The following is a 24,058-nucleotide window of genomic DNA, read 5'->3' on the forward strand; positions in this document are numbered from 1 at the left end:
ATGAATATCGTGTAGCGCCTTCCGTAGGGGCGGGTGTCCACACCCGCCCGCGGGAGGGTCTGGAGACCCTCCCCTACGGTAACGGAACGCAAACCTTTAGTTAAAAATGCCGAGGTGCACCGATATGAGCCGCGTTTGGAAGTACGGCGACGACGTGAACACGGACCAGATGTTTCCCGGCAAATACACCTACACCTGCTCCACGCCCGAGGAAATCGCCCCGCACCTCTTTGAGGACCTGGACGCGGATTTCGCCAAAGAGGTCCGGCCCGAGGACCTCGTCCTGGCCGGGAAAAACTTCGGCTGCGGCAGCTCCCGGGAGCACCCGGCCAAGGGGCTGCGCCACGTGGGCGTGCGGGCGGTCATCGCCGAGAGCTTCGCCCGCATCTTCTTCCGCAGCGCCATCAACCAGGGCCTCGCGGTGATAGAGTGCCCCGCGGCCGTGGAGGCGTACCGGGAGGGGGACGCGGTGGAGCTCGACGAGGAGGCGGGCGTCGTGCGCGTGGCGGGGGTGGAGTTCCGCTTCCCACCCTACCCGCCCGCGGTAAAGGCGATTCTGGCGGCCGGGGGCCTGGCGGCGTACCTCAGCCGTTGACCACCCGTTCAGCTTTGACCTATAGAAAAAGGCCGACCCGCAGGTCGGCCCAGTTTTATCCTTGTCTCGGCCCGTCGCTACTCCCAGATTTTCCGCGCGGTTTCGGAGATACGCTTGAACTCCGCAGAGCCGCGGATTTTATCCATGTCGTGGTCCTCCAGAAAACGCAGGAGCACCGACTTGAGGGCGACGCGGAGCCACTCGAGAGCCGGTCCTTCGTTCCCCTGAAGGGCGTGGCAGCAGGCGGCGTTGAAGGCCGCCCGCTCGTTGGACTGGTCCAGCCGGAAAATCTGCTCCCACAGCCCCGCCGATTTCTCGTACTCCCCGGCCAGATACGTGTCCCAGGCCTCGGTCGAGGTATCGTCCATCCCGCCGATCTTGGACGCGGGGACCTTGTCGTAGGCGAAGGAGGCGAGCAGCTTCAACTGCTGAAATTCCTCGTTCTTCGCCAGCGGCCCCAGGTCCGGATCGTCGAGCCGGGGGGTGAGGGCGAGCTTGATGGACTTGCGCAGCCAGTCGAGGGCGTTCTCCTCGTCGCCCAACCGGGCGTAGCAGCGCGAGATGTTGAAGGCCGTCTCGTCGGAGGTCGGGTCGAGCCCGAAGGCCTCCTCCCACGCGGCCAGAGCCCCCTCGAAGTCATCCTGCTTGAAGGCGGCCTCGGCGTTTTCGTTCGACTCCCTGAACTCCACGGAACCTTTGAGCTGTTCCAGCTCGGTGCAGGATGCGGCGACCAAAAGCACCGCTGCGAGGCAGAACATCCTGAACATCTGGACCCCCTTGCCGGAGATTGGGACCGACGGATTTTCTCCGTTCCGATTGTACACTTTTAAGGCCGGCGGGCCAAGCCTGCGTTGGACCGCCGGGGGCGGCGTGGTATAATCCACTCACGAAAACGCAAGGTTGGGCGGGAGTCTGCGCCCGAAGGGAAAATCTGCGCCTCACGTCCCCGTGTCTCCGTACTCCCGGTTTTTGCCGGGAACGCCGACGCCGCACCCGGCATTAAGGTCGAATGTCCACTCCGATAAAAAGCATACGTAACTTCTCGATAATCGCCCACATAGACCACGGTAAAAGCACCCTGGCCGACCGGATGCTCGAGCTCACCGGCACCGTGGACAAGCGCCTGATGCGCGAGCAGGTCCTGGACACCATGGACCTCGAGCGGGAGCGCGGCATAACCATCAAGGCCCAGAACGCCCGGATGAGCTTCACCACCGCGGGTGGCGAGACCTACGAGCTGAACCTCATAGACACGCCGGGGCACGTGGACTTCACCTACGAGGTGAGCCGGGCCCTGGCCGCCTGCGAGGGGGTGCTCCTCGTCGTGGACGCCACCCAGGGGGTGGAGGCGCAGACGGTGGCCAACATGTACCTCGCCGTCGCCCACGGCCTCACCATCATCTCGGTCATCAACAAGGTGGACCTGGACACCGCCCGGCCCGAGCACGCCGCCGAAGAGGTGCTCACGCTCCTGGGGAATCCCGACGCCCCCCTCTTCTTCGTGAGCGCCAAGACCGGCGAAGGGGTGCCCGAGCTCCTGCAGGGCATCGTGGACCTCGTGCCGCCGCCGGCGGGGAACATGGACGCGCCGCTGCGGGCCCTCGTTTACGACGCCTTCTACGACGACTACCTGGGTATCGTGACCGCTCTGCGCATCGTGGACGGCGTCCTCGCCAAAGGCGACGAGATAGAGTTCTATGCCCACGGCGGTCGGTACGCGGTGAGCCAGCTCGGCTACTTCGCCGTGGAGCGGCGGCAGCTCGCCGAGCTCTCCGCCGGCGAGGTAGGTTTCTTCACCGGGGCGGTGAAGGAACTCGCCCAGGTCAAAATCGGCGACACTCTCATCCACTCCCGCCAGCATGCCAAGGTCGTACCGCTCCCGGGTTACCGCGAGCCGAAGTCCGTCGTCTTCTGCGGGCTCTACCCCTCGGACAACGACGACTACGACGACCTGAAGAACGCCCTGCAGAAACTGTCCCTGAACGACGCCAGCTTCACCTGGGAGCCGGAGACCTCGGAGGCGCTGGGGTTCGGCTTCCGCTGCGGATTTTTGGGAATGCTGCACATGGAGATCGTCCAGGAGCGCCTGGAGCGGGAATATGATCTGGACCTGGTCGCCACCACGCCCAACGTCATCTACGTGGTGACCACCACCGACGCCGTGACCCGGGAGTTCCACTCCCCCGTCGGTCTGCCCGACTTCTCCCGGATCGAGGCCATCGCCGAGCCGTACATCCGGGCCACCATCGTCACCCCGCCGACCTACATCGGCAGCATCATGCGGCTCTGCGAGGATAAGCGTGGGGGATACACGAACACGGAGTACCTGGACCCCGAACGCGTGCTGTTGACCTTCGAGCTGCCGCTGGCCGAGGTGGTGCTGGATTTCTACGACCGCCTGAAGAGCGTCACCCGCGGGTACGCCTCCTTCGATTACGACCTCATCGAGCCCCGGGTGAACGAGCTGGAAAAGCTGGAGATAATGGTCAACGGGCAGGCGGTGGACGCCCTGTCCATCATCATCCACAAGGACAAGGCGTACCAGTACGGGCGGAACCTGACGCTGAAGTTGCAGAAGCTCATCCCGCGGCAGCTATTCGAGGTGGCCATCCAGGCCAGGCTCGGGGGGCGGATAATCGCCCGGGAGACCGTCAAACCGCTGAGAAAGGACGTCACCGCCAAGTGCTACGGCGGGGACATCACCCGCAAGCGCAAGCTCCTGGAGAAGCAGAAGAAGGGCAAGAAGCGGATGAAGATGGTGGGCACCGTCGAAATCCCCCAGAAGGCCTTCATGAGCGTCCTGGGCGTTGAGGAGGACCCCCACGAGATCCGGCAGAAGTACGGCCGGGGGCGATAGGCGCCGTACCGTTGTAAGTTTCGCAGGAATGCGGTAGGATTGCTGAAAATAACCCGCTCAAAGGACACCCGATGCGTTACACCCTGATTCTTCTGTTCATCCTCTCCGCCGTCGCTTCCGCCGAAGAGGTGACTATCCAGCCGGGCCTGGCCAAGGGCAAGGACGCCTTCTGCTGGGAGCAGCAGCCGAACACCAACTTCGGCGTCTCGTACTACCTCAAGATGTACACCTCGGATTCACCGAACCTGGGCTTCGCGAGCTTCATCGAGTTCATTGACATCAGTTACTACCGCGGTCGGTACGCCAATTCGGCGACGCTCTACCTCTATACCCAGGCCGTGCTCGGCACGGGCGGGGAGGTGGAGTTCGGCGCCTCGGACGCCTTCTGGGATAAGGACCTCATAACCTGGAACAACATGCCCGACATCCACCCCCAGACCCTGGACTCCGCCGCCTACCCGACCACGGTCGGGGAATGGTGGGCCGTGGACGTCACGGACATCGTGCGGGGCTGGCTGGACAACACGCTGGCCAACCACGGTTTCAAGCTCTACGACGACGGGACCGGGAGCGTCGGCGCCACCTTCTACGCCAGCGAGTACATGGTGGACGAGACGTTGCGGCCCAAGCTGGTGATGGAGCTTTCCGAGGAGGGCGTTGAGGCGACATCTTTCGGTTGCATCAAGGCCCGGTACCGTTAAACCGGAACCCGATTCGTCGAGGGGTCGCCGTTACTAAGGAGACAAGGGGTTTAAACCCCTTGTTTCTATTTTTACCGCCTTGTCCGACGGTGGAGGCGGTTGGTATAATCGAAAAATTCAACGTCCGCGGGAGGCGCGATGGACCGCCTGTTCAAACTCGCCGAGCACCAAACGACGGTGAAGCGGGAGTTCGCCGCCGGGGTGACCACCTTCCTCACCATGGCCTACATCATCGCGGTCAATCCCCAGTTCCTGAACTTCTTCGGCGATCCGTCCCTGGCTAATATCGCCTGGCCCGTCTCGGCCACGGTGACCGCCACCTGCCTGGCCTCGGGCGTGATGTGCATATTCATGGGCCTCTACGCCAACTTCCCCATCGCCCTGGCCTCGGGGATGGGCCTGAACGCCATCGCCGCCTACGAGTTGGCCGCGCCGCTGGGCAGTTTCCCCGCCGCCATGGCGGTATTCGTCATCGAGGGCCTCATAATCGCCGTCCTCGTGCTGACCCGGATCCGCGAGAAGGTGATGGAGGCCATCCCACTGCCAATGAAGCACGCCATCGGCGTCGGAATCGGGCTCTTCATCGCCTTCATCGGATTGGAGGAGGCGGGAATCGTGGTGAGCGACCCGGCGACCCTGGTGGGCGTCGGCGAGCTGTGGCGTTTCCCGGTTTTGATCGTCGTCCTCGGGCTCTTCGTCACCGCGGTGCTCATGAAATTCCGGGTGCCGGGGGCGATTCTGGTCGGCATCGCCGCCACGACCATCATCGCCACGGCGGCCAACTACGTCGCCGGCTTCGGCACCGACGGCTCGTCCATGCTCGGCTTCGCCAAGGGGACGGCGGTCCTGCCCCAGGAAATCCTCGCCCTGCCCGATTTTTCCACCTTCGGCCGGGTGGACTTCGCCGGTGTATTCAAAGGCTTCGGCTGGCTCGGCGCGTCGCTCACCATCTTCAGCGTGATGCTCTCCGACTTCTTCGACACCATGGGCACGGTGGTGGCCATCGGCGACCAGTCGGGGATGATGGACGAAAACGGGAGGATACCGCGCCTGCGGCGGATTCTTCTGGTGGACAGCCTGGCGGCGGCGGCGGGCGGAGCGGCGGGCGCTTCCAGCGTCACCTCCTACGTGGAGAGCGCCGCGGGCATCGCCTCCGGCGGGCGGACCGGCCTGATGGTGGTCGTCGTCGGCGTCCTCTTCCTCGTGTCCATCTTCTTCCATCCGCTGGTGGCGGTGATTCCCGCCCAGGCCACCGCTCCGGCGCTCATCCTGGTCGGCTTCCTGATGGTCAAGCTCATCCGCCGGATAGATTTCGAGGAGCTGGACACGGCGCTGCCCAGCTTCTTGATTATCATGCTGATGCCCCTGACTTACTCCATCACCAACGGCATCGGCGCCGGCTTCATCGCCTACACCTTCCTGAAGATGTTCCAGGGCAAGTTTTCCGAGGTTCACCCGCTGATGTACGTGGTCACGGTGGGGTTCATCGTCTACTTCGCCGCCCCGGCGATCGTGGGTGCGGTGTGAGAGCGACCTGGTGTTTGTGTATGTAGGGCGGGGATTCCCATCCCCGCCGCCGGAGATTTTCTGGTCAACCCCGACGACTGTTGGCAGGAAGCTGTTGTTTAAGTAGAGGACGACAATCTTCTGACTTGAGAAAAAATAGTATAGGTGAATATTGAATTTGTTTGGGGTGGGTTTATAAACCCACCCCACTTTTGTACTTTTTTAAAAAATACTTCGCAATCACGAGGATTGCTGCTCCAGCGGCGGCTTGAAATATAAAAGACCACCCCAGCATACCGCTTAGGAACATGATTACTAAAATAGCAATTGTATCCATTAAGCCTCCTTATGATATGGCCAAGACTGACTGATCTATATGGATTAGGCCACTTTATCCAAACATATAGATATTCCGCCAATCAAACCTCGAACTCAACACAACAGATTATAGCACATTCCGGGCCGTGCGTCAAGTATATCCGTGGTCTATTGTTATATTATTTTAAACATAAAGAACAACTTACCAATAAATTGCAATTTATTTATTCAACAATGTCCCTATCGCTATTGTCTTAACTTTAATAGGCATATTTCTGTTAAAATTGAAGTCTAGCGATACTGTATTTGTTGTCTTTACAGCCAACTGTATTGTTATATCAACCTCGGATATTATCGTTAACTTGCATATGTTCCATTTCTTCAGCCACCTTTTTGTGGAGCTTATAATTCTGTCAACGTTCTAGTCATGCTATAATCCCCCCGATGCGTTACCGATACCTGCCCAGGAAATTTCTCGCCGTCGCGTACTGCTGGCGCACCTCCCGGCAGTAGTCACCCCCTTTTTACCATTTTCGGAAAAATCGCCGTGCGGGGCTTGCGTCCCGCCGCGGATACCGCTAGGATAGCGCCATGAGCATGTACAAGGACAGCGAAGGCTACCTGACCTTCACCAACGACGCCGGGCGGATGCGGGTCTTCTCCGGCATTCAGCCCACCGGCGAGCTGCACATCGGCAACTACCTGGGCGCCATCTCGAACTGGGTGAAATTCCTGGACGAATTCGAGTGCTTCTTCTGCATCGTGGACCACCACGCCTCGACCATCGCCTACGACCCGCAGGATATGCCGGGTTGCGTATTCGACGCGGCGGTGGCGAACATCGCCGCCGGCCTGGACCCCGACCGCTGCACCATCTTCGTTCAGAGCGAGGTGCCCCAGCACACCGAGCTGGCGTGGATCTTCTCCACGGTGACCCCCTTCGGCGACCTCTCGCGCATGACCCAGTTCAAGCAGAAGTCGCAACAGCACCTGGAGAACGTCAACGTGGGCCTCTTCACCTACCCGGTGCTCCAGGCGGCGGACATCCTCGTGTACAAGGCCAGCATCGTGCCGGTGGGGGAGGACCAGGTCCAGCACATCGAGCTGGCGCGGGAGATAGCCCGCAAGTTCAACGCCCGCTACGGCGAGGTGTTCCCCGAGTGCCGCGTCTCCCTGACCCCGGCCAAGCGCATCATGGGGCTGGACGGCGAAAACAAGATGTCCAAGAGCCTGGGCAACGCCATCGGCATCCTGGAGGAACCGGGCAGCATTTGGCAAAAACTGGCGCCGGCCAAGACCGACGAGCGCCGCAAGCGCAAGAGCGACCCCGGCGTGCCCGAGGACTGCAACGTCTTCATGAGCTACCACCGCTACTTCTCGCCGCCCGAGGATTTAGCCTGGATTCGGGAGGGCTGCACATCGGCGGGCATCGGCTGCCTGGAGTGCAAGAAGAGGCTGGCGCAGAACATGGAAAAAGTTCTGGGGCCGATCCGGGAGAAGGCCGGGAAGCTGAGAGGCGACCCGGATTACGTCCACGGCGTGCTCGACCGGGGTGCGAAGAAGGCGCGGGGCGTCGCCGGGGCGGTCATCGCCGAGGCTTTAGGGGCGATGGGCCTCGAGCGGCGGTGAATCCGATTCGATAAAAAAGAGGCGGGTGCGGACCCGCCTTTACCATACCCCGGGAAAACTACTCGGCGAAGGGCAGCTCGGTCAACCGCCAGCCGTCGGGCGTCCTGACGAGGGGGAGCCGGTAGGCCTCGACGCTCACTTCCTCGCCGTCCACCAGCAGCTCCGCGTCCACGCCGATGCGGGCGGTGTCCGGGTCGTCCCCTATGGGCGGCTCGACCCGGAGCAGCGTCACCGAGGCGACCTCCAGGCCATAGCTCTTCAATCTGTCCCAGTACTCCTCCCACTCGCGGTCGCCGATTTGTGTGAAATCCACGTAGGCCTTGGCCTCCGGCTCGTGGAGCATGGTGAGCTCGGCGAAGAAGCCGTCCGCCGCCGCCATGATCTCCCGCTCGACCGCCGGGTCGAAACGCGTGGTGTCGCCGTCGCCCGTCTCCTCGACGGCCGGCTCCTCCTCGCAGCCGACGAGGAAAGAAAGGGTGAGTACCGCGACCGTCATCATCTTGCTGAACACCGCGTCACTCCTCGGTGGTAAAGCCCCGCCTGCGGACGATGCAGCACGCGGCGGCCAGGGCCAGGCAGATGACCGTGCTCACGGGGGTGAAGGTGCAGTATGCCCGGTAGCCCAACAGGCACTCGTGGCTGGCCGTATCGCTCGGGAGGGCCGTCTTCACGGCGGCCAGGGTGAAGATGATGGACAAGATGAGCAGGACCGTGTAGCCCCTCTTTTTTATCTTCAACGCCTACCCCTTCCCGACTTCGCCGGAGATGGTCTTTTTCGCGCGGGCCTTCTTCACCGCCCGCCGGACCGGGAGATACACCGCCAGACCCAGCAGCCCCACCGGCACCCCGACGATGAGCACGATGATGATGACGCGCACCACGTTCATGAGGGCGATGTAGCCGTCGGACACGCCGCGGTTGATGAGGTCGGTGCCCGGCTCGGGGATGATGCCCTCGTCCTCGGTGAGGGTCAGAAAGACTGAGGTCAGGCCGACTTTTCCGTCGAGCTGGGGGTCGGTGATGAGGAGGTCGGCCGCCCGGCGCTCAAGGTCGGCCAGGTCCCGTTCGAGGCTCCGGATGCGGCCCGTCGAGGTTTCCCCGGCGAGCTCCCGCCTGAGCACCGTCATCCGGGCCCGCAGGTCCTCCAGCTCCCGCTCCTGGGCGTAGAAATCCTGGCTTACGTCGTTGCTGGTGCGCTCCTCCCGGATGATTTCCCCCAGGGCGGAGAGTTTCTTCACCAGGTCGTCGCGGATGTCCGTGCGGACCTGGAAGATGACCCGCCCCGCCGACGGCTCCTCGTAGGGGCGGATGTAGGAGAGCTGGGCGATGAAGCCGTCCTCACCTTTGAAGGCGCTCTGAATTTCGGTGAGCGCCCGGTTGAAGTCGTCAACCAGGACGATGAGGCCGACCTCGACCTCGATCATCCGCGGGCGGGTGACCGTCTCGTAGCCGATCTGGTCGCCGGGGAGCGGGAGGGTGAGCGTCACCTCGTCACCGGCCGGCTCGGGGGAGCGGGCGTGGACGACGTCCGCCCAGTCCATAGTCTCCCCCGGCGCCGTCGCCAGGGCGAGGGCGGGGAAAAGAAGCAGCCCCAGGAATGCCGGGCCCGAAGTTTTTCCGGTTTTATACATCCTTGCCTCCCCCGCGTTTGCCCACCAGCCGGCCCAGGAAGAAGGCCGCGATCAACAGGGCCACCCCCGGCAGCACGATGGTGAAGAGCGCCTGTTCGATCTCGGTCATCCGGTCCACGTACCCCTCGACCAGGGTGACCTCGAGGGGGTACATCTCGGCATCGTTGAGGAGCTTGGTCAGAGCGCCCGATGCGCGCTCGAGCTCGCTGGATTCCCTCGACAGGTCGCGCTGGACGGCGATCCGGTCGTCCATCGTCATCCCCGTCCGGTCGGCCCGCTCCTCCAGTTCCGCGACACGGGCGGTGCGGCGGTCCACCTCCTCGCGCAGCTCGCCGACCCGTTTCGTGACGTCGGTGAGACCCGTCTCCTCCACTATCACCTCGCCCAGGGCGGTGAGTTTTGCTAAAAGCTCGTCGGCGTAATCCGCCCGGACGACGTACTCCAGGTAAATTTCGTCCAGATCGTCCTTGGTGCGGCTTTCCTCGATGTTCAGGAGCGTACCGCGATCGGAGGGGAGGGCCGCCTTGGCCTCCGCGGATGTTTTTGCGAAGTCGTCCACCATGACCACCAGGCGGCCGGAGAAGGTCTGGTAGATTTCAGGCTCCCCTTTGGTCGCGGGTTCCTGGGCGAGGCCCAGTCCCGCGCACAGGACGGTCAGCACTGTCGTCAAGTGGTGCATCGGCTACTCCTTGACGCGGGCCCGCTGCACCGACCGGACGATCCAGCGCACGAGGAGGAAGCTCGGCAGGAAGAGGAGCGCAACCACGAGGCCCACGCCGACGATGATGATGACGAACTTCAGGATGTTGACGATGGCCTTGTAGGCGACGGTGAAGCCATCCTCGACCACGCGCCAGCCCGAGTAGCTGGAGGCCGGGTCCTTCTCCTCCAGGGTGAGGTAGATGGTGGGCAGGGTTATCAGGTCATCGAAGCCCTTGAGCTGGCCTTTGGTCTCGCCGAGCGACTCGGCGATGCGCTCCATGTCGGCCTTCAGTCTCTCGAGCTCCGCGGCGCGGGCGCCCCGGGCCTCCGCCTCCGCGAAGGCGGCCTTGGCGATGGCGTAGTCGGCCTCCAGAAGATCCTGCTGCTTCTCCAGATCGTAGTAGCGCCGGGTGACGTCCTCCACGGTGGAATCCTCGGCCCACACCTCGCCCACTTCGCGCAGGGCCGCGACGACCCGCTCACGGACGTCGGCGTGGCATCGGATGGTGTAGTGGATGCGACCCACGCGGCCCACCTCGCGGTCCACCTGCTGCTGGGTGATGAAGACCGGGGTGGTGCCCTCCTTGTGGTTGGCCTTGATGATTTCTTCCACCTTCTCCCGACCGTCGTCCAGGTCGTCCACCACCACGGTCATGGAGGTTTCGAAGATGAGCTTCCGCTCCATTTCGATGGTCTCGGTCTCGGTGGTGATGTCGGCTTCGACCTCGTCCCCGGCCGGACCGTATTCCTCTTCGACCGTTCCGGTGGTTCCGCGCTCGACTCCTGCGAACTCCGAATCCGGCATGACGGGTTCGCCGCCCATGCCTTCATCGGCGTAACCTCCGGTGGGCTCGGCGGCGGCGACGCCCCCGTAGGTACCTTCCAAGGCCTTCTCGACGGACTCCTGGTACTCCTCGACGGCCCGGTTCCGGTCCGCCTCCGCCGTGGTCGTGCCGCCCTCGTCGGAGTAGTATCTGGCGTATGGGTCCTCCGTCCCCTCGCTGCACCCCGACACGAGCGCCAGGGTAAAAACGAAAAGGAGTGCCGAGAAAATGCGGGTTTTCATCTTCACGCTCCCTTACTTCCGTGGGTCGGACGGTGTTAACTTCCGGCTATTCACCCGGATCCGGCGATTCCGGCTCCGGGACCTCGGGCGGCGGAGTCGAGGCGCCGGCCCCGCCTTCGTGCTCTTCCGGCGTCGGGACCTCTTCCGCTCCTTCGTCCTCGCGGAGGGTCGTGTCCACGATCGGCTCGGTTTTACGAGCGCTTTGCTCTTCCTGCGTCAGTTGGGTTTCGAGCCCGCCCGCCAGGCCGCTCGCCGCCACACCCACCTCGAAATCGAGCATCGGGAGCAGCTCGAGCACCTTGCGGGGTTTACCAATATACGTTCTGAGCGGTTTGAAGAGTTCCGCGTCGTAGGGGGTGGCCGCGGCGGGAACCGTGGGAGCGCCGGGGCGGAAGGCGTAAAGCGGTTCGTCCATCTGCCCGATCCGCGCCAGGTACTCCTCCCGCGATATCGGGTTCTCGAATCCGCCGCCGACGTACATCAGACCGACCCCCAGGACGACGATACCCACCACGGCGACGGGGACGATCCAACCGGGGAGCGGTTTCTTGAACGCCTTCAGCGTGAGCGCGCCCGGGGTGGGGCAGGCGTCCAGGCATCGCAGGCAGAGGTGGCATTCGTCGTGCAGGATGGCCCCCGGTTTCCTCAGGTTGACCCAGGCCGGACAGACACCGGCGCAATCCATGCAGCCGACGACGCAGCGGGACTCGTCGCGGTGAATCTTCACCGGAGACGCGGTGGAGACGAGCCCCAGGAGCGCGCCGTAGGGGCAGACGTACCGGCAGATGAAGCGGGGGATGAAGAGGGAGAAAAGGATGAGGCCGCCGATGACGAACCACATCCACTCCGGGAACTCGGCGAAGAAGTGGAGGATGCGCAGGTCCGACAGCTTGACCGCCGGGGAGAAGGCCAGTTGTTGGAGGGTCTCCAGGGTCAGGGTGGCCACCTTGATGAGGAAGTACCCGAGGAGGAGGTATTTGGCCAGCCTGAGGGGCAGGTCTATGAAAGCCGGCAGGCGCGGCTCGCGACCCCGGGTAACCTTCTTCCCCAGCCACCAGAGCCCCTCGCTCATCGTCCCCAGGGGGCAGAGGTGGCTGCAGAAGCCTTTTTTCACGAGGATGGACAGAACGATGAACAGGAGGAAAAATCCGAAGGCCGCGGGGTGTATCCCGGCGGAGTGGCCGCTACGGACGGCGTAGACGAGCTCGATGTACCCCAGGTGCGGGGTCAGCGCCTCGATGCCCGCCGGGCGCTCAATCCCCTCCTGTTCCCCCGTTTGCAGTGAGTGGGCGAAGAGGATGAAGAGGGTCGCGAGACCGGCGAACACCACCAGGGATGCCAGTTGGACGGCCAGCCGGTATCGGCTGAGCCTGGGTCTCTTCCAGATCGTCGTGCGCAGATCGCCCAAAGGGTCCGTCATTTCGCCGGGGGCATAGCTCGGTTCGCCGGGCGTTAATCGCTTCGCTTCGTTTTCCTGAATAGAGGTTAATGGTAAAACATCGCCCGCCGTCCCGCAAGGCCGTGTCTTGACAGGAACGGTGGGCGTGTCTACCATCGGCCGCGGGAAGGCGGTCCATGGAAGACGGGCTGGACGAGATTCGCGCGCAACTGAGGGAACGGGGTTACCTGCACAACCCGGTGGCGCGTTTCGTGGCGGGCGGCGGCACGCGGCCCGGACCGGCCCAGCTCTGGACGGCCGCCTCGCGGGCCTGGCTGGTGGTGGGCGGCCTGTGGAGCGCCTGGCTCTCGCTGGCCCTCGTCGAGGCGAACTCGGCCTACCTGGGAAATATCGGCGAGGGTCTTCTCCTGGCCCTCTACGTTTTTTTCCCCGCCCTTCTCCTCTCGGCCGCGCTGATGGCCCTCGTCGGTCTGACCATCCAACTCGTCGGGCGGCGTCCCCTGCCCGAGAATGCGGCGGCGCGTCAACGCTGGGTCCTGGCGATAGCCGGCGGTCTGGCCTTCGGCGGCTCTCTGGCGGCGGTTTGGCTTCTGGGGAGGGTTTTCACACCCGCGCCGGCGGCGGATTGGCTGAGCGTTCTGTTCCTGGCGGCGGGAGCGGCCATCGGATTTTTGGCGCTCCGGCTCGTCGCCCTGGTCGCCGGGCTGTACCTGGGCGGAAGCTGGAAGGCCCGGCGCCGACTGCGTTCTCTTCTCCTCTTGGGCGGTTCGATCGCCGCCCTGGCCTTCGTGGTCATTCTGGTCAACCTCGGCGCGGGGGGCACGGCGCCGGAGCTCCGGCTCGCCGATACGCCCCCCGTCGTGGCGGTGGCCGTGGACTGCCTCGACCCCGTCGCGCTGGATCCGTCCCGGACACCGCATTTATACGAACAACGCGATCGGTCGAGGGTTTACGCCCTGAATTTCCCGACCGCCTCGTCGCCGGCCGAGGTCTGGGCCACCCTGGCGACGGGGCAGCCGTCGGACCGTCACGGTGTGCGCGAGCTGGCCTCCCTGCGACTCGCCGGCATCCGGTCGCCGCTCCAGTTGCGCGGCGGGGAGCTGGGGTTCGCGGGCTACCTCGAGGCCGTCTGGACCGCCCTGGGGCCGGCCGAGCGGGTGCCGGTCACCAGCCGGGACTGGCGCGAGCCGCCGGTGTGGGACCTGATTACGCGCTCCACCGGTCCGAACAACCGCGTGGCCGTCTTCAACTGGTGGGCCACCTACCCCGCCGTGGGGCGCGGGGGGCTCTTCATCTTCACCGACGTGGCGCAGCAGGCTTCGGCCCGCGGTGAAACGCCGCCGCCCGATTCCATCTACGCCTCGGATTTCGGTGCGGATTCACCGGTCGGGGCGCCCCGGCTCACGCTCCAGCTCTTCAACGGCCGGGAGCGGGCGAGGCGTCTGGGCGCGCAGGAGCCGCCCCTCGAGGCGGTGGACCGGGCCTTCGCCGGGCTCTTGGAAAACTGGGCGAATCTGGCCTCATCGTTAGACGCGCCCGTCGAGCCGACCGTCTTCGTCGTTCTCCGGCCGGAATCGGGCGAAACGGGCGAGGTGTGGGTTTCGAGCCCCGAGCCGGGGTTCGAGTCGGATTCTCTCACCCTCTATGAGGCGGCGGCCCTCCTCTTCCATCTCTGCGGTCTCCCGCTGGCCCTGGACCTGCCCGGCGCGGACACGGCTCCCGCGGACTGGCCCCGCGTCGCAACTTACGGGGATTACAGCCTGGAGGCGGTGACCCTGGAGGAGCTCGACCCGGCCCTGGACAACCTGCGCTCTCTGGGATACCTACAGTAGAGTCGAGGTTGCGAAGAGGGATTTATTGCGCTATATTGGCCTTGGACACACACGAACGTGTTTGACTCGCATACGGATTCGGGAGGGTGAAAATGAAACGGGCCGTGCCGCTTTTTCTCATGCTGATCGTGCCGGTCCTGGCGAACCCGGACGGCATCCCGATCACCCGCCTCGCCGAGGGCGCGCCGCCGCTGGAAACGCGCGATGAGTACATGGCCCGGCGCACACCCTATGGCGAGCCCGATTTCGTCACCGTCCACCAGAGCCCGACCGGCCCCGGCGACGACCTCTACGTCCTGGTCAACGAGGACCTGTACCCCAAAATCACCGCGGGCCTCGACACCTGGGTCGCCGACCTGGAGGCGGAGGGCTATACCGTGACCGTGGCCACCTCGGGCGTCATCTCGCCGGAGGACCTCCGAGCCGAGTTGCAGGCCCGATGGGCCCTGGGAATGGACGGCGCCGTTCTCATCGGCGACTTCGACTCGGCCTGGTTCGAGGGCGTCTTCTGGACCGACATCGGCTACGAGAGCTTCCCCTGCGACCTCTTCCTGATGGACCTTGACGGCCACTGGTCCGAAAAAGGCTCCCAGGATGGCGGATTCAACGGTATCTACGACATCCACACCGACGGCTCGGGCGACATGGAGCCCGACATCTACTTCGGCCGCGTGCCCGCCCACAACCTCAACCTCTGCGGCGACGAGGCCACGCTGGTGAACGCCTGGTTCGAGCGCGACCACGATTACCGCACCGGGGACTGGCCGCTGGACGACAACTCGATGACCTACGTGGATTACGACTGGGCGCCCTGGGGCGAAGCCTGGAGCGCCTACGTGGGCTACGTTTACCCGGACAACGAGACCAACGTCTGGCCCGACGTCACCGCCCAGGGTTACATGGACCGGCTCAACGACGTCACCTACGAGCACATCCTCATGTGTTGTCACTCCTCGTGGTCGTTCCACTCCTTCCACACCGGCGGGAGCGTGACCAACGCCTACGTCAACTACACCAACCACCAGTGGGCGGTTCACAACCTCTTCGCTTGCTCGAACGCCCGCTACACCGAAGACAACAACATGGGCGGCGTCTACACTCTGGACCCTGACTCGAAGGGACTCATCTCCATCGGCTCGACCAAGACCGGCTCCATGCTCGAATTCCAGGTGTTCTACGACGCCGTGCGGGACGGCATGACCTGGGGTGAAGCCTTCACCCACTGGATGGGCGAGGTCGCCGAGGGCGAGTACGGCGGCTGGACGCAGCAGGACGCCCGCGGCTGGTTCTACGGCATGACCCTCATCGGCGATCCCACCCTCAAGCCCGACGTCATATCGCCCGTCGAGGTCGTCAGCTTCCGGGCTGATCCCATTGACGGCGGAGCCCTGGTCAGTTGGGCGGTGTCCAGGCCCGAGGAGGCCGCCGGCTACAATCTCTACCGTCTCTCCGGGGATGGGGAGAGCCGGGAAAGGCTCAACGAGAACCTCTTCTCCGGCGACGGACCCTGGCGTTATCTCGACACCGGGGCCGACACCGGCCGCGTGGCCTATCTCCTCGAGGTGGTCGAACCCGGCGGGGGCAGCCGGTTCTACGGTCCGGCCGAGTGCGAGATCTACGGCCGCGACATCGCCCACACCCGCCTGTTGGGCACCTACCCCAACCCGGCCGGGGGGCTGGCCGCGGTGAGCTTCGAGCTGGCCGCCGCCGACGCGGGTGACGTGAGCGTCGTCGTTTACGACACAGCCGGGCGCCGGGTGATGACCGTCCACTCCGGCACCCTCCCCGCCGGACGCCACGTCCTGGGATTCGATGCCTCGAGCCTGGCCGGCGGCGTGTACCTCCTCAAGCTCGAGACCGCCTCCGCGGTCCGGACGACCCGTCTGGTCGTGGTGCGGTAGTTTTCCCGATACGGGAAGGGACCGTCGCAGACGGTCCCTTTTTTTACGGTATCAACTGTTACCGACCCTCGAAAGAAGGTCTTTTCGCCCCGCAGAGCGGTGATGTGACCCGTCCCGGTTCCGCGACGTCGAATGACGGTCGTCCCGACGGCGCAGGAGAGGATCAGAACTCGATCGGCTTCACGAAGCGGCCGTCGGAGTAAAAAACCTCGCCGTCGGCGGTGTAGCTCCCCCCGGTCCGCAGGTCGCAGAGCATGTCCCAGTGGAGAGTGCTCTGGTTGATCCCCCCGGAACCGGGCAGCGACTGGCCGATGGCGAAGTGGCAGGTGCCGCCTATCTTCTCGTCGAAGAGCATGTTCCTGGTGAACCGGGTGATGCCGTAGTTGGTGCCGATGGCCGCCTCGCCCACCCGCCGCGAGCCCTCGTCGGTGTCCAGGAGCGTCTGCAGCAACTCCTCGCCCCGGTCGGCGGAGGCGTCCACCACCCGGCCGTCCTTGAATTCCAGCCGGATCCCCTCGATCTCCTTCCCCATGAAGATGCCCGGGAAGCTGAAGGTGATGCGGCCCGAGACCGAATCCTCGACGGGCCCGGTGAAAACCTCGCCGTCGGGCATGTTGTTCTTCCCGCAGCAGTTGATCCAGACGCGGCCCTCGGCGCAGTACGAAAGATCGGTGCCCGCCGCCGTCACGCGGAAATCCTTCTTCGTCGCGAGGTAGGCGCAGATTTTTTCCTGTTTGTGTTCCACATCGCGCCAGGCCTTCACCGGGTCGGGCTCGGTCAGGAGGCAGGCGCCCAGGACGAAGGCGTGGTACTCGTCCAGGCTCATGTTGGCCTCCTGGGCCGCGGCGTGGGTGGGGAACTGGCACATGCTCCACCGGAGCTCCCCCTGGACCTCGCGCTCGAAGTACCGCTGGACGATCTTGCTGTGGGCCTGCTGGTTCAGCCTCATCCGTTCCGCCGGGATCCCCGAGAGGGCCTTGGTGTTCTCCGGGCTGCGGACCTGGAGCAGGCGGTCTATATGCTCCACGTCGTTTTTGGTGGAGCTCGCGACGTAGGTGAGCTGGTCGTCCGAGCCCTCCTTGTAGAGGATTTCCGCCAGGCCGTCGAGGCCGATCTGGGTTCTGGGATGGCCGCCGCTGGCCAGAACCTCGCGGTACATCTCGCGCACCAGGGGCGCGGCCAGGTGGGAGCCCGCAATCAGGACCTCGTTCCCCTTCTCCACCTCGAGGGCGTAGTTGACCATGAGCCTGGCGTAGCTCGCGAGTCGCGGGTCGTGCATGGAACTCCTTTTCTGCCGGTCAATAAATCGGGCGTTTGTGCGTTCAATCGCTTTTCGATAGCGGCAGATTCACCTCGAAGACCGCTCCCTTCCCCTCCCGGGGGACGTACCGGATGCCGCCCGAGCAGGTCTGGATCGCCTGGCGGGCCAGAAAGAGGCCGAGGCCCGTCCCGTTGGGTTTTGTGGTGAAGAAGGGCTCGAAGAGCCTTTTTTGGTCTTTCTCCCCCACGCCCGGTCCGTCGTCGGTGATGCGGATGAGCGCCTCGTCCCCCTCGGTGGCGAGAGTGACGTCAATCCGTCCCGCCGCCGCCTCGGAGGCGTTGACGAGGAGGTTGACCAGAGCCTGGCGGAGGGCGTCCGCGTCGCCTTTGACGCAGCAGTCCTCCGGCGTCGCATCCACCGTCAGCGAAAGGTTTCCCAGCCGGGGCCGGATGAGCAGGGCGGCCTCGGCGATGAGCTCCCCGAGCCTCACCCTCCCGCCTTCGGGTCTCCGCCTGCTCCGGCCGAGGAGCCTCTTCACCGCCGCGTCGGCGCGCCCCACCTCCTCGCAGATGACGCGGAAGGTCTCGCGGACTTCCGGCGTGAGCCCCTCCTGCGGGGTGACCTGCACGGTGGTCTTGATCGCGGCCAGGGGGTTCCGGATCTCGTGGGCCACGCCCCCGGCCAGGCGGTTCACCGATTCCAGCTTCTCGATGCGAGACACCCTGTCCCGCAGGCCGACCAGCTCCGCCAGCTCGGCGTTGGCCGAGCCCAGGTCGCGTGTCAGTCGGTCGGCCTCCGAGCTGCGGCGGCGGTGGTACTCCGCCATGAGACCGAAGCACCACCCCACCAGGTTCAGGGCGAAAAGCTCGCTCAGGTCCGCCCATCCGGCCGCGTCCAACTCCCCCACATAGTAGATGAGCTGGGGCGCCAGGGCCGCGGAGCCCACGATGGCGGAAACCGCCCCGCCGATCAGCCCGAAGCGCCACCCCGCCAGGAGGACCGGCAGGAAGAGCAGTTTGGGCCAAATCGCGCCCAGGTCGGTTTCTCCGCCGGCGGTGAGGTAGTAGAGCGCCGCCGTGCCCGCGATTAAAAGGAGCGCCAGGACGCCGAGGAGCCAATCGGCGGTGGAGTAGGTTTTTTTTATGTTCATCCGCTGCGTGCCCGGACGGGGCTACTCCCCATCGCCCTGCACCTCGGGCCACAGGAGCTGAAAGTCCAGCGCGTCCTCGGTCAAAAGGGACCTCCCCACTTCGATGGACCAGTAGCCGGCGCTGTACACGCCGCGCCCCCGCACGTCGGCCCGGGACCCGTCCGAAATCTGTAAAACGAACCCGGGCACCGTGTTCCCCCCGAGCCAGCCCTCGGGTCGGAAGGGAACCGCCTCCTCCTCGAAGAGGTAGTGGGCGTTGGCGTTGGGATCGTCGGTGTGCTGGTAGAGTGGGGTCCTGGGGACGAAGCCGTCGCCGGGGCGGTTGGCGAGGAAGGGCGCCGTGCCCACGTCGAAGCCCCAGCCGACGAAGGCCATCCAGCCGTCGCTCACCTGTTCCCGGGGGTTGGTGCGGCCGGCCCCCCAGACCCAGGCGTCTATGTAGGTTCCGCGCGGAGTTCCGTGGCGATACCCGCCTCCTTCCGCGTGGCAGGTGGCGGTGCATCCTTGCTGGTCGAAATCGGGGTAGGTATCGGGGTTGGGCCAGAGGAAGGCCAGCATGTCCTCGGCGATGAGCTCACCGTCCCCGTCGGGCTGGCCGTCCTCGTCGAACCGGTCGTACCACTCGCCCCCGGCGTACTTCCAGCGGCCGGGGATGTCGCTGCCGGTGCCGGTGGGATCCTGCCAGCTGAGGAAGAAGAATATCTCTTCCTCGGTGTAGACGCACTTCACACTAACGGCGGCTATGCCGGTGCCCCCGTTGACGGGTTCGAGGATGAGGGTCGTCGCCCCGGCGTGGTCCCAGGCCCGGTCGTTGTCCCGCCCGTCCAGCACCGGCGGGGTGTCCACCTGCTTGGGCGCCACCACGTTCTCCCGAACCGTGCCCCCGAAGTCCAGCCTCACCAGCGCGGCTACGTCGTGGCTTTCCCAGGAGTTATCGGTCAGGGCGACGGCGAACCAAGTATCCTGGGGGTAGGTGGGTTCGGGGACGTTCGCCGGTTCCTCGCAGGCCGTCAGGAGCACCAACGTCGCCGCGAACGCGGCGGTCAAAAAGCGGTTTACACGCATCTCACCCCTCCGGGTTTTCCCTTCGGGCGCAGTAATCCCTTCTCGGTCCAATTATAGCCCATCGGAGTGGAGGGTTGTAGCGGCGAGGCGCAAAAAGGGGAACCGGATGCCCGGTTCCCGCGAATGCCCGTCGAAGGGGAGGTTTGCTACTCCTTTTCCCGTTTGTGCTCCTCGACGATTCTCTGCTGGATTTCGCTCGGGGCCTGCTCGTAGCCGTTGAACTCCAGCGAGTAGGTCCCCTGGCCGCCGGTCATGCTGCGCAGCTCGGTGGAGTAGTTGGAGAGCTCGCCTTCGGGAACCAGGGCCCTGACCACCTGCATCTTGCCGCGCGGCTCCATGCCCAGAATCTTCCCCCGCTTGGAGCTGATGTCCCCGGCGATGTCACCCATGAACTCGTCGGGGACGAAGACCTCAACGCGCATTATCGGCTCGAGGACCACGGGGGCGGCCCTGGTCATGGCGTCCTTGAAGGCCAGACTCGCGGCGACCTTGAAGGCCATCTCCGAGGAGTCCACGCTGTGGTAGCTTCCGTAGAAAAGCCTGGCGTGGATGTCCACGATGGGGCAGCCGCAGAGGTATCCGTTGGCGTAGGCCTCGTTGAGCCCCTTCTCCACGGCGGGGATGAATTTGTTGGGGATGACGCCGCCCACGACGGCGTCCTCGAACACCACTCCCTTCCCCCGTTCCAGCGGCCAGAATTCGATCTGGCAGTCGCCGAACTGGCCGCGTCCGCCGGTCTGCTTCTTGTGGCGACCGTGGCCCTCGGCCTTCCGGGTGATGGTTTCCAGGTAGGCGATGCGGGGGATCTTGAGCTCGACGTTCACGCCGTACTTCTTCTGCAGCCTGGCGACGGCGACCTGCAAATGCTGGTCGCCCAGGCCGGCCAGGATCATCTCCTTGGTCTGGTCGTTGCGGGTCGAGTGCAGGGTGGGGTCCTCCTCCTGCAGGCGCGAGAGGCCGGTGGACATCTTGTCCTCGTCGCCCTTGGAGGCGGGGAAAACGGAGCGCTTCATCAGGGGTTGCGGCAGGGGCATTCCCGCGAAACGGGGCGACCCGGACTTCGCCAGGGTGTCGCCGGTGAGGGTGAGCTCGAGCTTGGCGATGGCGCCGATGTCGCCTTCGGTGAGCTCTCCGACGCTTTCCTGGCTGTTGCCGTGGACGTTGAAGAGGTTCGAGCAGCGCTCGTTTTTACCCCGGTTGACGTTGAAGGCCTCGCCCGAGAGCGTGCCTCGGAACACGCGTACCAGGGAGAGCTTGCCGGCGAAGGGGTCAACGGTTGTCTTAAAGATTAAGGCGGCGAGCGCACCTTCAGGCAGCGCCTTCTCCTCGTCGCCGGCGAGCGTCCTGGGCGGCGGAACCTGGCCGGGTGCGGGAAAGTAGTCCGTGATGGCGTCCAGAAGGGGTCGGCTGCCGATACCCAGCTCGGCGGCTCCCACGAAGATGGGGTGGATGGCTCCTTCGAGGAAGGCCTTGGCCAGCCCCCCGTGCAGCTCGGAGGCGGAGAGGGTGCCCTGATCCAGGTACTTCTCGATGAGGGCGTCGTCGGCGGCGGCCACGGCGTCTATGAGCTTCTCCCGCGCCTGGGCCACGGCGTCCGCGAGCTCCGCTGGAATCTCGGTGACCTCGCAGTCGTCCGAGCCGTCGGTGGCGTAAACGTAAGCCTTGTTGGCGATCAGGTCCACCAGGCCCTTGAAGGACGTGTGGGCGCCGATGGGCAGCTGCACAGGGACGCAAGTCTTACCGAAGGCGGCCTGGCAGGTCTCCATCGCCTTGGCGAAGTTGGCGTTCTCGCGGTCCATCCGGTTGATGAAGAGCGCGCGGGGCAGGCCCCGATCGGTGGCGATGTCCCAGCAGCGGACGGTGCCGGTCTCCACGCCCGCCACGGCGGATACGAGGGCTACGGCGGCATCCGCGGCGTAAATCCCGCCCACGACCTCGCCGGAGAAATCCAGCGTGCCCGGTGTGTCTATGAGATTGACGACCTTCCCCGAAGTATTCAACCGCAGGAGGGAGGCGCTGATGCTGAAGTGGCGCGCTATCTCCTCGTCGTCGAAGTCGCTGGTGGTGTTGCCCTCGCCCACGCTTCCCCGGCGCTTCGAGGCGCCGGCGTCGAAGCTCATGCTCTCCGCCAGCGTGGTCTTGCCCACGCCTGAGTGGGAGACGAGGACTACGTTACGCAGCTCGGCCATTTATCTTTCCTTTGAAGGGTCCGAAACGGTAAGACCCCCTGAATCAAGGGGTTGGTCAGTTTACCCCCCTCCCGCCGGCAAGTCAAGGGCGGCGTGGGCCGCGCCATAGGCCGAGCCGTAGGTTAAACCTACCAGGCGGGGAGGCTGTCGGAGGCGGTGTTGTCGGTGAGCTGCTTCTGCTCGGCGCCGTCGGCCTTCATGGTGCAGATTTCCCAGTCGTCGGCCACCAGGCTCGCGTAGACGATCCGTTCTCCGTCCGCGCTCCAGCAGGGGTAACGCTCCTGGCCGTAGCCTTCGCCGCCGGTGAGGCGGACCGGTTTCGAGCCGTCCAGGGCGATGGTGTAGATGTCGTAGGTGCCCGCCTCGTCGCCGGAGAAGGCTATTAGCTTGCCGTCCGGGGACCAGGCCGGGTCGTTGCAGTTGAACGATGCGCCGCCGTAAAGCCGCCGCACGTCGGATCCGTCGGGTCCGGCCAGGTAGATGCCGAAGCGGCCGCCGCGCTCGCTGGCGAAGGCGACGAGCTTCCCGTCCGGGCTCCACGAGGAGCCCTCGTCTATGCCCGGTGAGTCGGTGAGCTGGGCGGCGTTTCCGCCGTCGGCGTCCATCACCCACAGCTCCCAGTCGCCGGTACGCTCGGAGTCGAACGAGATGCGGCCGTCCGGGGTGAAGACGGGGCGGTCCTCGTCCTCGGGGGTGAAGGTCAGCCGAACCGGTTCACCGCCCGCCGAGTCCATCACGTACACCTCGAGGTTCCCCTCCAGGTGGCATGAGACGAAGACCAGCCTCTTCCCGTCAGGGGAGAGGGCCGGGTACGGGTCCCAGTCGGGTTTCAGGTCCCGGGTCAGCTGTTTGAGCTCACCCCCCGCGGTGTTGATGACGAAGAGGTTGTTCCCCACGCCGTCCCGATTGGAGGCGAAGTAGATGTGATCGCTCTGCCGGGGCAGGCATCCGGAGATTAGAAGAACGGTCAGGGCGACGAGTGCGATGGGAGCGTTTTGCTGGGGCATAACTCGGTTCGCCATGGGCGTAGCTCGCTTCGCTCGGTTCGCTTCGGTTCGCATGGGTTTCCCCCGGCGGGCGTTAGGCTTCGTTTCACGCGGTGGAGGATAACATATTTGGGGGGAGAGTTGAACCGTCGCTCTTGTATTGGATTCGCACTGATGCTATACTGTGACGAGTTTCTGAGAAGATACCCGGGAGAGGTGGATGGCTAAAAAGAAGGGTTGTCTATTCCTCGTCGGCACCCCCATCGGGAACCTCGACGACATAACCACGCGGGCCGTTGAGACCCTCAAGGTCGTAGACGTCATCGCCTGCGAGGACACCCGCCAGACCCGCAAGCTCCTCGCCCACTACAAGATCAACAAAAAGCGCCTTCTGCGCTGCGATCAGCACATCACCTACGCCGTGGGCCGGGAGCTGGTCGAGCTCTTCAACCAGGGGCTTTCCATTGCCTACGTCTCCGATTCCGGGATGCCGGCCATCTCCGATCCCGGTTCCGCGCTGGTCCGGCTATGCGTGGACAACCACATAGACGTCGTTCCCATCCCGGGTCCCAACGCGGCCGTCACCGCCCTGGCGACCAGCGGCTTCTCGAGCTCGAGCTTCATCTTCGAGGGCTACCTGCCCCGTAAACCCCAGGAGCGCCTGGCGCGCATCCAGCGCCTGAAGAGCCTGGAGATGCCCGTCGTGGTTTACGCCAGCCCGCACCGCATCAAGCGCATCCTCAAGGACATCGCCTCTGAGATGCCGGACCGGGAGGTCGTCATCTGCCGGGAGATGACGAAGATCAACGAAGAGGTGCTGCGGGGGACGGCGGAGGAGGTCAACCTCGAGCTGGACGAGGATCGCACACGGGGCGAGTTCGTCCTGGTCATTGACCGGGCGGCCGACTCCGAGGACAACCGCTTCGTGATGGACAACGTACCCTCGGACCGGGTCGAGCGGGCGCTGCGCATCTGCATCCAGAACTTCGAGATGAGCCCCAACAACGCCTCGAAGATCATCTCGGCCATCCTGGGAATCCCCAAGCAGGAGATATACCACCTGGCGGTCACGATTCCCCGCCGCCGTCCGCCGCGGTAGGACGGGGCAAGGGGCTTAAGCCCCTTGTTTTTTATCTCTTTTATTTGAGCCCAAGGGAATGGAGTGCGGCAGGCCGGTCGGTCTGCTTTTTTATGCGATTGCACCTTCGGCTCGGATGGGCGTTCGGCCCCCCGCCGTCGGGGTTGCCACGCCCTCCGGTTTTCCTCCGAA

The 24,058-nt window shown here is 64.6% G+C and carries 21 protein-coding genes; 8 read left to right on the plus strand and 13 right to left on the minus strand.

The features are described from left to right. Window positions 1–124: 124 nt before the first annotated feature. The gene (locus VM054_07545; GenBank protein HUT98912.1) at window positions 125–595 is read left to right on the plus strand and encodes a 3-isopropylmalate dehydratase; all 471 of its coding nucleotides are present in this window, start codon (window positions 125–127) and stop codon (window positions 593–595) included. A gap of 77 nt (window positions 596–672) precedes the next feature. On the opposite strand, the gene VM054_07550 is transcribed toward VM054_07545, so the two are convergent. After that, the gene (locus VM054_07550; protein ID HUT98913.1) at window positions 673–1,362 is read right to left on the minus strand and encodes a tetratricopeptide repeat protein; all 690 of its coding nucleotides are present in this window, start codon (window positions 1,360–1,362) and stop codon (window positions 673–675) included. A gap of 242 nt (window positions 1,363–1,604) precedes the next feature. On the opposite strand from VM054_07550, the gene lepA reads away from it, so the two are divergent. The 3 genes from lepA (at window position 1,605) to VM054_07565 (ending at window position 5,680) form a co-directional block, all read left to right on the plus strand. Then, a complete protein-coding gene (gene lepA / locus VM054_07555; GenBank protein ID HUT98914.1) occupies window positions 1,605–3,452 on the plus strand; it encodes a translation elongation factor 4 in 1,848 nt (615 codons plus the stop codon). A 71-nt stretch (window positions 3,453–3,523) separates the two neighbouring features. Beyond that, window positions 3,524–4,153, plus strand: coding sequence for a DNRLRE domain-containing protein (locus VM054_07560; protein HUT98915.1), 630 nt, complete (start codon window positions 3,524–3,526; stop codon window positions 4,151–4,153). A 138-nt stretch (window positions 4,154–4,291) separates the two neighbouring features. Next, the gene (locus VM054_07565) at window positions 4,292–5,680 is read left to right on the plus strand and encodes an NCS2 family permease (protein ID HUT98916.1); all 1,389 of its coding nucleotides are present in this window, start codon (window positions 4,292–4,294) and stop codon (window positions 5,678–5,680) included. Between the two features lie 172 nt (window positions 5,681–5,852). Here VM054_07565 and VM054_07570 read toward each other — a convergent pair whose 3' ends face one another. Continuing rightward, a complete protein-coding gene (locus VM054_07570) occupies window positions 5,853–5,996 on the minus strand; it encodes a hypothetical protein (protein HUT98917.1) in 144 nt (47 codons plus the stop codon). A gap of 572 nt (window positions 5,997–6,568) precedes the next feature. Between VM054_07570 and trpS the strand changes: the two genes are divergently transcribed. Continuing rightward, window positions 6,569–7,606, plus strand: coding sequence for a tryptophan--tRNA ligase (gene trpS, locus VM054_07575; protein HUT98918.1), 1,038 nt, complete (start codon window positions 6,569–6,571; stop codon window positions 7,604–7,606). A 58-nt stretch (window positions 7,607–7,664) separates the two neighbouring features. Here the strand turns inward: trpS and VM054_07580 are convergent, their stop codons facing one another. Genes VM054_07580 through VM054_07605 form a run of 6 tightly spaced genes read right to left on the minus strand, consistent with a single transcriptional unit; the run spans window position 7,665 to window position 12,425 of the window. Beyond that, a complete protein-coding gene (locus VM054_07580) occupies window positions 7,665–8,117 on the minus strand; it encodes a hypothetical protein (protein ID HUT98919.1) in 453 nt (150 codons plus the stop codon). Window positions 8,118–8,121: 4 nt separating this feature from the next. Then, window positions 8,122–8,343: a hypothetical protein gene (locus VM054_07585; GenBank protein ID HUT98920.1), complete on the minus strand. Its 222-nt coding sequence runs from the start codon at window positions 8,341–8,343 to the stop codon at window positions 8,122–8,124. A 3-nt stretch (window positions 8,344–8,346) separates the two neighbouring features. Next, complete coding sequence (locus VM054_07590) at window positions 8,347–9,237, minus strand: DUF4349 domain-containing protein (GenBank protein ID HUT98921.1); 891 nt, start codon at window positions 9,235–9,237, stop codon at window positions 8,347–8,349. Beyond that, entirely contained in the window at window positions 9,230–9,916 is a 687-nt protein-coding gene (locus tag VM054_07595) for a DUF4349 domain-containing protein (protein HUT98922.1), read from the minus strand. Before VM054_07595 ends, VM054_07590 begins: the two co-directional genes overlap by 8 nt. Window positions 9,917–9,919: 3 nt before the next feature. Then, on the minus strand, window positions 9,920–11,005 hold the full coding sequence (locus VM054_07600; protein HUT98923.1) for a DUF4349 domain-containing protein: 1,086 nt from the start codon (window positions 11,003–11,005) through the stop codon (window positions 9,920–9,922). Window positions 11,006–11,051: 46 nt separating this feature from the next. Further along, window positions 11,052–12,425, minus strand: a complete 1,374-nt coding sequence (locus VM054_07605) for a 4Fe-4S binding protein (protein HUT98924.1) — start codon at window positions 12,423–12,425, stop codon at window positions 11,052–11,054. A gap of 155 nt (window positions 12,426–12,580) precedes the next feature. Here VM054_07605 and VM054_07610 point away from each other — a divergent pair, with 155 nt between their 5' ends. Together VM054_07610 and VM054_07615 are read left to right on the plus strand one after the other, a co-directional pair. Continuing rightward, a complete protein-coding gene (locus VM054_07610) occupies window positions 12,581–14,236 on the plus strand; it encodes a hypothetical protein (GenBank protein HUT98925.1) in 1,656 nt (551 codons plus the stop codon). 92 nt (window positions 14,237–14,328) lie between these two features. After that, on the plus strand, window positions 14,329–16,137 hold the full coding sequence (locus VM054_07615; GenBank protein ID HUT98926.1) for a T9SS type A sorting domain-containing protein: 1,809 nt from the start codon (window positions 14,329–14,331) through the stop codon (window positions 16,135–16,137). Window positions 16,138–16,300: 163 nt separating this feature from the next. Here VM054_07615 and VM054_07620 read toward each other — a convergent pair whose 3' ends face one another. From VM054_07620 to VM054_07640, 5 genes are all read right to left on the minus strand, one after another. After that, a complete protein-coding gene (locus VM054_07620; protein ID HUT98927.1) occupies window positions 16,301–17,416 on the minus strand; it encodes an aminopeptidase in 1,116 nt (371 codons plus the stop codon). Between the two features lie 43 nt (window positions 17,417–17,459). Next, window positions 17,460–18,548, minus strand: coding sequence for an ATP-binding protein (locus VM054_07625; GenBank protein ID HUT98928.1), 1,089 nt, complete (start codon window positions 18,546–18,548; stop codon window positions 17,460–17,462). 21 nt (window positions 18,549–18,569) lie between these two features. Further along, a complete protein-coding gene (locus VM054_07630; GenBank protein HUT98929.1) occupies window positions 18,570–19,613 on the minus strand; it encodes an ethylbenzene dehydrogenase-related protein in 1,044 nt (347 codons plus the stop codon). Window positions 19,614–19,759: 146 nt separating this feature from the next. After that, the gene (fusA, locus tag VM054_07635) at window positions 19,760–21,802 is read right to left on the minus strand and encodes an elongation factor G (protein HUT98930.1); all 2,043 of its coding nucleotides are present in this window, start codon (window positions 21,800–21,802) and stop codon (window positions 19,760–19,762) included. Window positions 21,803–21,930: 128 nt separating this feature from the next. Then, window positions 21,931–22,824 carry a hypothetical protein gene (locus VM054_07640; GenBank protein ID HUT98931.1) on the minus strand — a complete coding sequence of 298 codons (894 nt, stop codon included), beginning with the start codon at window positions 22,822–22,824 and terminating at the stop codon, window positions 21,931–21,933. 184 nt (window positions 22,825–23,008) lie between these two features. On the opposite strand from VM054_07640, the gene rsmI reads away from it, so the two are divergent. Then, window positions 23,009–23,887, plus strand: coding sequence for a 16S rRNA (cytidine(1402)-2'-O)-methyltransferase (gene rsmI, locus VM054_07645; protein HUT98932.1), 879 nt, complete (start codon window positions 23,009–23,011; stop codon window positions 23,885–23,887). Window positions 23,888–24,058 lie beyond the last annotated feature (171 nt).

It is taken from the genome of bacterium, from assembly GCA_035528375.1.
GTDB lineage: Bacteria > RBG-13-66-14 > RBG-13-66-14 > RBG-13-66-14 > RBG-13-66-14 > RBG-13-66-14.